This is a genomic window from Pseudomonas canadensis, from assembly GCF_000503215.1.
GTDB lineage: Bacteria > Pseudomonadota > Gammaproteobacteria > Pseudomonadales > Pseudomonadaceae > Aquipseudomonas > Aquipseudomonas canadensis.
Genome location: NZ_AYTD01000011.1, coordinates 145,252 through 158,653, shown reverse-complemented (window position 1 = coordinate 158,653; position 13,402 = coordinate 145,252). Strand labels below are relative to the sequence as shown.

General features: G+C 65.6%; 5 protein-coding genes. 2 read left to right on the top strand and 3 right to left on the bottom strand.

Features of this window, described 5'->3' with window-relative positions:
- The first annotated feature begins 30 nt into the window (after positions 1–30).
- Positions 31–489 carry an REP-associated tyrosine transposase gene (locus U367_RS0105790; protein ID WP_028616086.1) on the top strand — a complete coding sequence of 153 codons (459 nt, stop codon included), beginning with the start codon at positions 31–33 and terminating at the stop codon, positions 487–489.
- An 81-nt stretch (positions 490–570) separates the two neighbouring features.
- Here the strand turns inward: U367_RS0105790 and U367_RS0105785 are convergent, their stop codons facing one another.
- Genes U367_RS0105785 through U367_RS0105775 form a run of 3 tightly spaced genes read right to left on the bottom strand, consistent with a single transcriptional unit; the run spans position 571 to position 6,686 of the window.
- Positions 571–2,718, bottom strand: a complete 2,148-nt coding sequence (locus tag U367_RS0105785; protein WP_028616085.1) for a TonB-dependent receptor — start codon at positions 2,716–2,718, stop codon at positions 571–573.
- A 33-nt stretch (positions 2,719–2,751) separates the two neighbouring features.
- Positions 2,752–5,805, bottom strand: coding sequence for a membrane protein (locus U367_RS0105780; RefSeq protein ID WP_028616084.1), 3,054 nt, complete (start codon positions 5,803–5,805; stop codon positions 2,752–2,754).
- Entirely contained in the window at positions 5,802–6,686 is an 885-nt protein-coding gene (locus U367_RS0105775; RefSeq protein ID WP_028616083.1) for an ABC transporter ATP-binding protein, read from the bottom strand. The genes U367_RS0105780 and U367_RS0105775 overlap by 4 nt, the downstream gene beginning before the upstream one ends.
- 294 nt (positions 6,687–6,980) lie before the next feature.
- Between U367_RS0105775 and U367_RS0105770 the strand changes: the two genes are divergently transcribed.
- A complete protein-coding gene (locus tag U367_RS0105770) occupies positions 6,981–13,400 on the top strand; it encodes a non-ribosomal peptide synthetase (RefSeq protein ID WP_028616082.1) in 6,420 nt (2,139 codons plus the stop codon).
- The last annotated feature ends 2 nt before the right edge of the window (positions 13,401–13,402 follow it).

Sequence of the window (13,402 nt, the reverse complement as noted above, 5' to 3'; positions counted from 1 at the left end):
TCTCTTCCATCCACAGAAGAGGACGAAGGAATGTCCACCCAGCAAAACGCACATCGCCTGCGCTTAGGACGCTACTCCAAAACTGGCCGTATTTACCTGCTTACCGCTGTTACCCACCAACGACAACGAATCTTTCAGGATTCGCGCATCGGTCGGCTACTGGTCAGCGAATTCAGGCGAGCCCAAGTAGACGGCGAGGCAACTTCACTGGCCTGGGTCATCATGCCGGATCATTTTCACTGGCTGGTGGAGTTGCACAACGGTGATTTGCCGAGGTTGATGCGAATAACCAAATCGCGAAGTGCACGAACGATCAATGCCGTGAAGGGCTTCCATGGAGCGCTTTGGCAGAAGGGCTACTTTGATCGGGCATTGCGTCGCGAAGACGACATGAAAGCCATGGCCCGCTATATCATCGCCAATCCTTTGCGCGCTGGCCTAGTCGAGCACATCGGTCAGTACCCATTGTGGGATGCGATCTGGCTGTAGGCGCGAGCTTGCTAGCCGGACAACCTGATATATCTCGATGCCTGGGCGCTCTTCGCGAGCAAGTTCGCTCCTACAGGTCGGTCAGAACTGGTAGCTATACCCCACGCCTGCCGAACGCCCGCGTCCCGGCATGCCGGTCAGTACCTGGTCGGTGGAGTACGAGCCGTACAGGTCGTAGCGTGCATCCAGCAGGTTGTCGCCCCACAGGTAAATCTCTGAGCCGCCACTCTCCAGGCCCAGGTGCAGGTCCAGCTTGGCGTAGCCCTTGAGGTCGTAGTGGTTCTGCGGGTCGGCCGGACGGTTTTTCTGTACGCGGTAATTGAGCAAGGTGTTCAGGCGCGGCGCCGGCAACCCGAGCAAGGCCCCCAGGTTCTTTTGCCAGGCGACGCTGAAGTTGCCGCTCCACAGCGGCACATCCGGCACGCGACTGCCCGCCGCCACGTCACCGCCGGACACACCCGGCGCATCCGACGTCACCACCGCATTGGTGTAGCTCACGGCACTGCCCAAGGTCAGTTCATCGGTGACGTGCCAGGTGGTCGACAACTCGGCGCCCTTGCTGCGGGTGTCGGCGTTCACTGCGCTGACCGCCAGGGTGTTGAAGTCGTAGCCCAGCAGGTGGTCGTCCTGCACGCGCGTGATGAACAACGCCCCTTCCAGGCTCAGGTCGCCCCCGGCACTTTCATGTTTGAAGCCCAGTTCGGCGGAATTCACCTTGGCGGCCTTGTAGGGCTCGCTGTCCTTGATCGACGTGGCGTAGTCGTTGAACCCCGCCGACTTATAGCCCCGTGACAGCACCGCGTACACGTTGGTCTGCGGCGTCAGCGCGTAGCTCAGCGCCATGCGTCCGGTGCTGTAGTTGTCCTGCAAACGCCGGCTGTCGCTGATCTGCGCGCCGCCACTGGAATAATCGGCACCATAGGTCTTGCGGTCCCAGGTGTGGCGCAGGCCGGTGGTGAGTTTCCAGTCTTCGGCAATCGGGTACGTCACCTCGCCATAGGCCGCGTAGCTGTTGGTGCTGAAGTCGCGCAACTGTTGCGCGCCATTGGTGAAGTTGTTGGAATCGAAACTGCGTTCGGAGCGCGACAGGTTGAGACCCGTCACCCAAAACACATCGGCATCCGCCAGTGATCCCAGGCGCAGGTCCTGGCTCCATACCCGCTCATGGGCCGAGTCTTCGATCAAGTATTCGAACGGGGAACCGTACAACGCCCGCGTGATGTTGCGATCGTAGCCTTTGACGGCATTGAAGTCGGTGCTGGTGTAGGCGCTGATCGAGGTGATGCGCGACTGCGCCAGGTCGTGGTTGAGTTCGAAGGAGTAACGCTCGTTGGTCTTCTGGTTGCCATCAAAGGTACCTGGCGTGTAGTCCAGGCTCGGGCGATTGCCAAACGGACGCAGCAGTTCCAGGCCCGCATAGTGCTCGGCGCGCTGGCGCTCGGCGGTCAAAAGGCCGGTGGTGCCCTGGTCGTTGTCCCACAGCAGGCTGCCGCGCAGGGCCAAGTCACGGGGTTTGGTCAGCGGGTCGCCGTCCTGTTGGTCATCGACCCAGTTATCAAAGCCGCTGCGACGCACCGCGATACGCCCGGCCAGCGAGTCGGTCAACGGCCCGCCCACGGCGCCTTCCGTCATGAACTGGCCTTGGTTGCCCACTTCGCCGCGCACATACCCCTCCAGCTCGCGCGTCGGTTTGCGGGTGGTGACGTTGATCGCGCCCGCCTCGCTGTTGCGCCCCAGCAAGGTGCCCTGCGGGCCCTTGAGCACCTCCACCTGCTGCACGTCGAGCGTCGCCAGCGCGGCATTGCGCACTGACATCGGCACGCCGTCCACATTCAACACCACCGAACCGTCATCCATGCTCATCTGGTTCAGTGAGCCGACAGCACGAATACGCACATTGGCGTCATTGGCGCCGCCCCAGGAGTTCACGTCCACCCCCGGCGTGGTGCGCAGCGCATCTTCCAGGGTGCGCAGGCGCCGGGTCTCGAGGGTTTTCCCATCGATTACCGAAAGGCCAAAGGGGATGTCCTTGGCACTCTCCTGACTCAAGCGCGCGCTGACCGTCAGCGGTGCCAGTTCGATGGCCTCCGCGGAGGCCTGCGGCTGATAGTCAGCGGCATAGGCCGTGCACATCTGGCTGGACAAGCCCAGCGCCATGGCCTGGGTCAAGACGTTGGCCCGCCAGCCGAGGGGACGGCGCAGCGGCTGGATAAACAGTGCAGATGACATGACAAAGCTCCAAAAGGCAGGGATGGTTCGAATTCATTGCGCAGGGCCCCAGCGCTCAAGCGCAGCGGCAATCGCGTGAGGATCAGGCGCGCCCAACAAGGGCTGGATCGCAGCCGGCCATCCCTGGCCGTTTCGGATGGCGGCGGTCATTGCCGTCAGTTGTTCGGGGTTTTGTTCGGTGGTCCATGCCAGGCTCGCCAGCGCTGCATAAGTGGCGGCCCAACCCTGCTCGCGGGCATCAGCCAGGGTGCCGACGGGTTCGCCGTCATTGCCCAGCGCGCGGGTCAGGTCATCGGCCATGAGTTTCACCAGTGCCGCGCGCGCCTCAGGACCGTCTACATCCGCCACACACAGCAAGCCGATCGCGCCCGCCACGCCCTGGCTCAACCACAGGTAACCCGGCACTTGGCGCAGGTCGCTGGCGTCAATCAACACCCGGCGGGCAAGCAACTCGGCAATATGCGCACGGCGTGCCGAACGCCCGACGCCGGTCGCGGCCACGTCCCAATCCGGCGATTGGGCGAGCAACAGCTGACCGTGGCTCAAGCGGCTGTCGCCCATGCCGGTCGGCCACTGGCTCACGCCCTCCACCACCGGGCGACTGCCCAGGCGTCGCGCCACACAGGCGCTCATCAGGTCCAGGTCTTCGCGCACTTCAACAGCCGTTTGCTGGCGACTGGCATCCGCCTTTGCCTGCAAGCTGTAGGCAAAATCCAAGGGCGCCGCGCTGTGACCGTTGAAGTCCTGTCCATCAATCTCAACTTGCCATTGCCAGTCGCCCGCCGGCGCGATGGCCTCCACGGCGACGGCGGAACCTGCCGCCAAGGTAGGCACGTCGGCCGCCAAACCGACCTCGCTGCGTTGCACCGGCGCACGCAGTAGCCGCTCACTGTCCAGCCCCAGGCGCGGCATAACGCGGCGCGCTTGCAGCCACACACCCTGCGGCCCCAACCAGAACGCTTCGCCTTCCGACGGCCAGCCGTTGGCGCTGACCGTCCAGTTCAATGCCACAGTGCAGGCGTTCGTCGCACAAGGTGCCAGGGGCACGCGCAGGTGCTCGGTCGCCTGTTCGAACGTGACCGGTTGCCCCATCACGCTGACTGCCGTCACCTGCAAGCCTGGCGGCAACTCGGCATCCAGTTGGCTGGCCACCACGGCGTCCAGCGTCCACTGGCCCTCAACCTGACGCGCAGCAGAATCCACGCGCAGCTGCACGCGCCCACCCGCCACCTGCCAAGCCGTTGCGCCCGGCAGCCAGCGCTGTTCCCAGGCGGCGCGTTCAACACGCTCCTCGGCCACCGATTGGTAGTCGCCCTGCTCCACCAGGTGATGGTGCAAAGCCACGCCACTGCCCAGCAGACTCAAGGCGCCCAGGGCCAACACGGCGAGCGGCAACGGCTGGCGCACGTCAGCGAAACGGCGGCGCTCGGGACCGCGAGGCAACACCAGTGCCGCCACGCCGACCATCACCGCGCAACCTGCAAGTTTCCAGCCTGCCAGGGTGCCGAGATACGGTAACCAGAGCGCCCAGCCGGCGAGTTGCGACAACGCCACATGCGCCGGTATCCCTATCGCATAGGCGGGGTAGCTGACCAGCCCCAATTCGTGGTTGAGCACCAGGAAAAACGTCAGCAGCATCGACGTGGCGTACGCGAGCCCCGAGCGGCGAATCAACGCGTGCACCAGCACCGTCAGCGCGGCCAGTTCCAGCAGCGGCGGCGCGAACACCAGCGCTTGGTAGACCAGTACAAAGCCCGGCGCCATGCTATCGGGCGCAGCGATGGCGCTGATCAGCAGGCTGGCAATGCCTGGCACCAGCGCCAAGGTCAGGGTCGCCAACAACACACAGGCCGTACGGCCGAACAATCGCAGCCAGGTCGGTGCGGGGGTCGCCTGCAACATCGCCCCGAGGCCTTCGACGTCATCACGCCGACACACCAAGCCCACCAGCGCCGCGATAATAAAGGCGATCACCAGGAACAACGCGCTCGACAACAGCGGCAGGGTCAGATCCGCCCGTGGCACCATCGGCCCGCGCGCATGCCACACGCCGTGGACAAAACCACTGAGCACGCCCATCACCAGCAGCAAGCCGAGCGCCACCCACCAGATCCGCCGTGCAAACAACTGGCGTACCTGCCAGCGCGCTTCATGCCACAACGCGTGCGTCCAACGACTGGCCGTCAACGGACCCGGCAATTGCACGTCACGGCTGCGCAGCATCGGCGGTTCCGCCAGCACCGCACCGCTGCGCCGGCCCATCAGGCCCTGGCGCGTGGTGCGCGCCAACACCACGGCCAGCACCAGCAGCGGCAACACACACCACAATGCGCGGTTGAGCCAGAACCCTGGCGTCAGCGCCAGCAGCGACTGCGACTTCTGCGCGGCGCTCCAGGTTTCGACCTGGGCCTGGGCAAAGGTAAATAGCGACGGGTCCAGGCTGGCCGCCAACAGCGGGTTGATATGCCCGCCCTTGAGTACGACCACCGCAAACATCCACAGCAGCATCAATACCGTCGCCAGGGCAAAGGGCGCAGCCAGGCCACGGCTGCGCAACGCCAGCAGGTAATACAACGCACCGATCCCCGTACTCACCGGCAACAACAAGGCAACCCAGGCAAAGGCCAACGCCGACCACACCGGCGCACCGATACTCGCCGCTGGTACCCAACCGAGCCAGCCCAATACCGGGCTGACCAGAAAGCCAACAATCAACGCACTGGCGAGCAACCCACCCACCAGCGCCGCGCCGATAAAACGCCCCCACAGTAGCGCCGGCAGCGACAGCGGCAAGGCCAGCAGCACCTCTTCCAACTGCGCCTTGCGGTCGCGCAGGGCCGGCTGCGCAAACACCCAGGCCCAGGCAAAAAACAGGAAGAACATGCAACCGCACGACATCAAGTAAATCAGGCTGGGTGCATTGCGGGCGATGTCGCTGGCGCCCATTTTCTGCACATAGTCGGCATTCGTCAGGGACATCAGCAGGTAGCCGGTGAGGCCAAGAAACACCAACAAGGGAATGCCACTGCGCAGCCCGGCGCGGACTTCCACCCAGGCTTCACGCACCAGCAAGGCGAAGGTATTCATGCGTCCACCGCCTCGCCGGCCTGGGCCAGCGCCAGGTAATAGATATCCTCCAGGCGCGGCGCGTGGGGGCTGAAACGCGAGTCTGCCGGACGCTCGCCGTGCACGATCACGCGACTGCCTTGCGGGCTGGCGGCCACATGCAATGCTTCGGGCAACGATTCACCACGGCTGAACGGCGCTTCCCACAAGCGGCCCTGTTCGGCAGCGAGCAAGTCGGCCGGGCGACCTTCGACAATAATCTGCCCGCCGGCCAACACCGCCAGGCGGCTGCACAGGTTCTCGACGTCTTCGACGATATGGGTCGAGAGCAGCACGATGGATTCGGCGGCGACATCCGCCAGCACTCGATGAAAACGGTTGCGTTCGGCCGGGTCGAGGCCCGCCGTGGGCTCATCGACGATCACTAAGCGCGGCGAGCCCACCAGTGCCATGGCGATACCGAACCGGCGCAACATGCCGCCCGAATAGGTCGCCAACGCACGGTGGGCCGCCTGCTGCAAGTTGACCTTATCCAGCAGGGCCTCGATTTCCTCGCGGCGCTGGCGGTTATCGGTACGGCCCTTGAGCCAGGCGAACCGGTCGAGCAAATCCCGCGCACTCACGCCGGGGTACGCGCCCAGTTGCTGCGGCAGGTAACCCAGGCGGCGACGCAGATGGTCGGGGCCGCGTAGAACGTCCACGCCGTCCAGGTGAATGCTGCCGGCGTCCGGCAGCTGCAGGGTCGCCAGGGTGCGCATCAGGCTGCTCTTGCCGGCGCCGTTGGGACCGAGCAAGCCATACATCCCGGGGCCAACACTCAGGTCCACGCCGCGCAGCGCTTCGACGCCATTGTTGTAGCGCTTGCGCAGGCCGCGCACTTGTAAACCCGAATCGACAGACATCCGCAACTCCATGAAGAGGCCCTGCAAGAGGGCGGCGAGCGACGGTAGTCAAGGCCGTGGGCCGGGCTCTACCCGATTCAAGTCATTTTCCAACCGCATCGCGCGGCGTATCGGCGCCATGTCCCGCAACTGCGCCCGTGCAATCGGCACTGGGCAAACGGATACGGGGCAAAAACGATTCGATCCGGGTAGTCGGCAAAATGAGAATGACTAGCATCTCCCCCATGCATTTGCCTGCCCCCAGCGCCTGGGCCAACCCCGGCCCGGGCCCTAGCGATGAGAAGACGTTGAGCCATGGCCACTCCCAGCACCTCAACCGCAACACTGCTGCGCCAATCCCTGTCCGACGCCCTTGGACTGCCCGCCGACCAGGTGCCCCTGGAGGCCAACCTGATCGAATGGGGCCTGGACTCCGTCACCCTGATCCGTCTTGCCGGCCAATGGCGGCGCCAGGGCCTGGCCGCGCGTTTCGCCGACTTGGTGGCGGACCCGCGCCTATGTAGCTGGCTGGCCCTGCTTGACACCGCCCCCACGGCCCCCGCGCCGGTCAGCGCTGCTACCGATGACGGGCTGCCGTTCGAACTGGCGCCGATGCAGCACGCTTACTGGATCGGTCGCGCCCCTGGCCAAGCGCTGGGTGGCGTGGCCGCGCACTTCTATAACGAGTTCGATGGCCACGACGTTGACCCGATACGGTTGGAAGCCGCGGTGCGTGCCCTGCTCGCGCGGCACCCGATGTTGCGGGCGCAGTTTCTCGATGACGGCCGCCAGTTGGTCCTCGCGCACAGCCCGTGGCCGGGGCTCACGGTGCATGACCTGCGCCAGGCCGGCGCCGAACAGGTGCAACAACGGCTGGCAGCCTTGCGCGCCGAGCTGTCCCATCGCAAGTTGGCCGTGGAGCAAGGCCAGGTGCTGGATATCCAGCTGTCGTTGTTGCCCGACGGCACCCGCCTGCACCTGAACCTCGACATGCTCGCCGCCGATGCCTTGAGCCTGCGCACCCTGCTCGGCGACCTGGTGCTGTTGTACCGCCAACATCCCCTACCCGCGCTGGACTACACCTTTGCCCGCTACCTGGCTGACCTGCGCCAGGAACAGGCCAGCACCGAGCAGCGGGATCGTCACCAACAGGCGCGCGACTACTGGTTGCAGCGCCTCGATCAATTGCCCGGTGCGCCGAGCCTGCCGATCAAGCCCCAGGGCGATGACCGCCAGGTCTGCCGCCGTCACCATTGGCTGCCGCCGTCAGAACGCCAGGCATTCGAACGCCAGGCGCGGGAGCATGGGCTCACGCCGGCCATGGCGTTGGCAGCGGTGTTCAGTGAAGCTCTTGGTGCTTGGTGCGATACCCCCGAGTTGCTGCTCAACCTACCGCTATTCAACCGCACGCCGCTGCATGCCGACGTTGATCGCCTGGTCGGGGATTTCACTTCGTCGATCCTGCTGGCCTGGGACGGCCGGGTCGCCGGCACGTTTGCCGCACGCGCCACCACCCTGCAACGCCGCTTCCACAGCGATGTCGCACACAGCGCGTTTTCCGGCCTGGAGGTGTTGCGTGAACTGTCCCGCCAACGCGGTGAACAAGTGCTGGCTCCCGTTGTATACACCAGCGCACTGGGCCTGGGTGAGCTGTTCGCCGAGGGCGTACAGGCCAGCTTCGGCCAGCCGGCCTGGATCATTTCCCAAGGCCCGCAGGTGTGGCTCGATGCGCAAGTCACCGAGCTGGACGGCGGCATCCTGGTCAACCTCGATGCGCGTGAAGGGCTGTTCGCCGACGGTGTGCTGGATGGCGTGTTCAAGGCCTATACCGACCTGCTGCAACGCCTGTGTTTTGACCCGGACGCCTGGCATCAGGCACCGCCTGCGCTGGTCCCCGCCGAGCAACTGGCCCTGCGCCAAACCATGCAAGGCCAGCCTGCTGCCCTGCCCGTCAAGCGCCTGCATGAGGCTTTTTTTGCCCAGGCACGCCTGACGCCCACCTTGCCCGCGCTGCTGCAGGGCCACTCTACCGTCATCGGCTATGGCGAGCTGGCCGAGCGGGCCCTGCAAGTTGCAGCGTACCTGGAAGACCAAGGCATCCAGCGCGGCGATGTCGTGGCGCTGCAACTGCCCAAGGGCCCCGAGCAAGTCATCGCGGTACTGGGCATCCTCGCCTGCAGCGCCACGTACCTGCCGATCGGCATCGACCAGCCCGACGCACGCTGCCAGAAAATCTGCGAAAGCTCAGATGCGCGGTTGCTGCTCAAGGCCCTGCCACCTGCGGGCCCCGCGCTGGACGCGCCCCGGCCCGGTGCGGTCAGCGACCTGGCCTACATCCTCTATACCTCCGGTTCCACTGGCGAACCCAAGGGCGTGGAAATCAGCCACCTGGCCGCCGCCAACACGGTGGAAGACCTGCAACGACGCCTCCAACTGACCGCCGATGACCGCATCCTCGCGCTCTCTGCGCTGGAGTTCGACCTGTCGGTGTTCGACCTGTTTGCTGCGCTGTCCACCGGCGCGGCGGTGATTGGCATCGAGCCCGAAGCGCAGCGCGATGCCCCGCGCTGGCGTGAACTGGCCTTGCAGCACCGCGCCAGCGTGCTCAACTGCGTGCCGGCGTTGCTGGACATGTTGCTCGGTTGCGCCCCGGCCGACGCGCGCCTGCCGCTGCGTGCGGTGTTGCTCGGCGGTGACAAAGTCGCCCCGGACCTGGCGCCACGGTTGTGGGCCCAGGCGCCGGGCTGTCGCTTCATGGCCTTGGGCGGCGCCACCGAAGCGGCGATCCACTCGACGCTGTTCGAAGCCCTACCCGGCCAGCCATTGGCTTGGCACTGCCTGCCTTACGGCAAACCGCTGGACAACGTCAGCCTGCGCATCGTCGACCACCAGGGCCATGACTGCCCGGACTGGGTGGCCGGGGAGCTGTGGATCGGCGGCGCCGGGGTGGCCCAGGGTTATCGCGGCGACCGCGTACGCAGCGCCGCACGTTTTGTCGATTATCAAGGCCTGCGCTGGTACCGCACAGGCGACCGGGCGCGCTACCACCCCGACGGCACTGTGGAGTTCCTCGGGCGTAGCGACTTTCAGCTCAAGCTACATGGCTACCGCATCGAGGCCGGCGAAGTCGAGCAGGCGCTGCTGGCCTGCCCAGGCGTGGAGCACGCGGTCGTGTTGCTGACCGGCCAGCAATTGGCGGCGGTGGTCCGTCTGGCGCACGGCGCCATGCAGCCTGTGCAGATCGACCTGCCGGGCCTGGCCGAGCGCCTGCCGGCGTATATGATTCCCTCGCTGATCCTTGGCTGCGCGCAGCTGCCCTTGACCGGCAACGGCAAGGTCGACCGCAAGGCCTTGCACGCGTGGCTTGCCGAGCATAGCCCGGTGCAGCAGGCCAACCTGACGGCGCCCTGCGGCTTTATCGAACAACAGGTGGCCCGCGCCTGGCAGCAGTTGCTTGGCTGTGGTGAGGTGTGCCGCGAACACAGCTTCTTTGCCCTGGGCGGCGACTCCCTGAGCGCCACCCGCCTGGTGCGCCTGCTCGCCGAACAAGGGCTGGGCGGTGCACGTATCGCCCAGGTTTTTGCCAAGCCGGTACTGGCGCAGTTTTGTGTCGACCTGCATCAACAGGCACAGGCCGAACCCGCACACACCGTTGTTGCAGACCTGGCGCAACGCCACGCGCCCTTCCCTATGACTGAGGTGCAGCAGGCCTATTGGCTGGGCCGCGACCCCAGCCTGGTGCTAGGGGGCGTGAGTTGCCACTTCTACCGTGAATACGACGTCGAGGACCTTGACCTGCCACGCCTGCAACACGCCTTGCAGTGCTTGATCGAACGCCACGAAATGCTGCGCGCTGTGTTCGATCACAGTGGCCAGGCGCGCATCCTGCAACAAGTGCCGGCCTTCGTGATCGGCCAGGGCCACGCCAGCCTGGAAGAGCTGCGTGAACACTGTGCCCATCGCGTGTTCGCCCCTCACCAATGGCCGCTGTTCGATTTGCAAACGGTGCCCCACGGCCGGCACACACGCCTGGCGATCAGCCTGGACAATTTGATCCTCGACGCCCTGAGCATCCTGCGTTTCTACACCGAACTCGATGCGTTGTACCGCGAGCCCGACATAGCGCTGGCCCCGTTGGATCTGTCGTTTCGCGATTACCAACTGCAGTGCGCCGCAGCACCTGAAGAGCTGCACGCCGCGCAGCGCTTCTGGCAGGAACGCCTGCCCGAATTGCCGCCGCATCCGCAGTTGCCGCTGGCCGCCGACCCCGCCAGCCTGGGCCGACCACGCTTTGAACGCCTGCAAGGGCAGATTGATGCCAGCGCCTGGCAAGCGATCCTGTCCAAGGCCCAGCAACAGGGGCTCACCGCCTCGGCGGTACTGCTCTGCGCTTTTGCCGAAACCCTCGGCCGCTGGAGTGCACGCCCGGACCTGAGCCTCAACCTCACACTGTTCGATCGCCGCCCCGTACACCCTCAGATCGACCAGGTAATGGGCGACTTCACATCGCTGACCCTGCTCGGGTATGTGCCCGTGGCGGGTGATCGCTGGGTTGACCGTGCACGGCGTACGCAACAATCCCTGGGCGAGGCGTTGGAGCATCGCTGCGTGGGTTCGGTCAGCCTGCTGCGCCAGCTGGCCCGGGGCAATGGCGAGCAACAGGTGAGCATGCCGGTGGTGTTCACCAGCGCCCTGGGCGTGCCGGATGGCACGGCGGCGCCGGTGGACGGCCCGTTTGCCCACCAAGTGTTCGGCCTGACACAAACCCCGCAAGTGTGGCTCGACCACCAGGTCGTCGAAGCCAACGGTGGCATTGCCCTTAACTGGGACCGTGTGGTCGGCCTGTTTCCCGAAGGCCTGGTTGAAGCGATGTTCGACGCTTACCTGCAGAGCCTCAACTGGTTGGCCGAGTACACCTGGGACAGCGCGCCACCCGACCTGCTGCCCCAGGCCCAAGCGCAACGGCGTGCCCAACTCAACGCCCCGGTCGACTGCGTGCCGGGCGACCCGACGCTGCACCAGGGTTTCTTTGAACAGGCGCGCCACGCTCCGCAGCGCCCCGCCTTGTTATGGGGTGAACACGGCACGCTGAAGTACGGCGAACTGGCCGACCGCGCGCTGCGTATCGCCCACAGTCTGATGGACGCAGGTGTCGCACCCGGCGACCTGGTGGCCGTGTCCCTGGCCAAAGGGCCGCAGCAGGTAGCCTGTGTGCTGGGCATTCTGGCGGCCGGCGCCGCCTATCTGCCGGTGGGTGTCGATCAGCCGTTGCAGCGTTGCCAGCGCATCCTGCAACAGGCCGGCGTGACCCTGATACTCGCCGAGCACGACCCGCAACTGCCCGGCGTCAAACACCTCAAGCCCTCCACCGCGTTGAAGGCCGAACCGCTGGCGGCTCCACGGCCTCTCGCAGCGGGTGAACTGGCCTATGTAATCTACACCTCCGGCTCCACCGGCCAGCCCAAGGGCGTGGAAATCACCCACCGCGCGGCGATGAATACCGTGGCCGAAATCAACCGCTGTTATGGCGTCCAAGCCGCCGACCGGGGCCTGGCACTGTCGGCGCTGGACTTCGACTTGTCGGTGTATGACCTGTTCGGCCTGCTCTCGGTGGGCGCCGCGGTGGTGCTGATCGACGAAGACCAGCGCCGCGATGCCCGCGCCTGGCTCAAGGCATTGCAACAGCACCGCGTGACCCTGTGGAACAGCGTGCCGGCGCTGCTCGACATGCTGCTGGAAGCCAACGCTCAAGATCGCCAGCCCCTGGACCTGAGGGTCGCTCTGCTGTCCGGCGACTGGATAGGCCTTGATCTGCCGCAACGCCTGCAAGAGCAGGCCCACGGTTGCCGCTTTATCGCCCTCGGCGGTGCGACCGAAGCGGCGATCTGGTCGAACCACTTTGAAGTACGCCAGGCAATGCCGGGCTGGCGTTCGATCCCCTACGGCGTGCCGCTGGCCAACCAGGCCTACCGGGTAGTCGATGCCCTGGGCCGTGACTGCCCGGACTGGGTCACGGGGGAACTGTGGATCGGCGGTGCCGGCGTCGCGCGTGGTTATCGCCACGCGCCGCAGCTGAATGCCGAGCGTTTTGTCGATGGCTGGTACCGCACCGGTGACCTCGGCCGCTACCACCCCGATGGCCTGTTGGAGTTTCTCGGGCGCGCCGACAGCCAGGTGAAGGTCCGTGGCCATCGCATCGAACTGGGCGAAATCGAAGCCGCCCTGGCGCGTCACCCCTGTGTGAACAGCGCCGTGGCGCTGGTCGCCGACCACCGACTGATGGCCGCCGTTACGGCCAGCACCTGCGCCGAGGTGCTCGCACAGCATCTGGAGCAGTGCCTGCCGGCCTACATGCGCCCGGAACAGATCCTGGTGCTGGAACGCCTGCCCTTGAGCAGCAATGGCAAGGTCGACCGCCGTGCGCTGCTCGCCCCCTTGAGCGCCGCTGCCCAGCCACGGGACGCAATGGATGAGCAACCACTGAGCGCCGGCGAACAGGTGATCGCCGAGCTCTGGCAGCACTTGCTCAAGGTGCCGAGCGTCTCGCGCCACGACAACTTTTTCCGCCTGGGCGGCGACAGCCTGCTGGCCACGCGCTTTCTCGAAATGCTGCGCAGCCGTCTGGGCGTGGAACTGCCCATGGGCCAGTTATTCGGTGCCGCCAGTCTGCTGGAAGTGGCGCAGACCCTCGAACGCCTACCCACCCCGCACACCGTTGAAGAAGGCGTTATCTGATG

What these genes read in the sequence shown, in the direction of transcription:
- U367_RS0105770 (WP_028616082.1), top strand. Translation starts at nt 6,981, where the DNA reads ATGGCCACTCCCAGCACCTCAACCGCAACACTGCTGCGCCAATCCCTG.
- U367_RS0105790 (WP_028616086.1), top strand. Translation starts at nt 31, where the DNA reads ATGTCCACCCAGCAAAACGCACATCGCCTGCGCTTAGGACGCTACTCC.
- U367_RS0105785 (WP_028616085.1), bottom strand. Translation starts at nt 2,718, where the DNA reads ATGTCATCTGCACTGTTTATCCAGCCGCTGCGCCGTCCCCTCGGCTGG.
- U367_RS0105775 (WP_028616083.1), bottom strand. Translation starts at nt 6,686, where the DNA reads ATGTCTGTCGATTCGGGTTTACAAGTGCGCGGCCTGCGCAAGCGCTAC.
- U367_RS0105780 (WP_028616084.1), bottom strand. Translation starts at nt 5,805, where the DNA reads ATGAATACCTTCGCCTTGCTGGTGCGTGAAGCCTGGGTGGAAGTCCGC.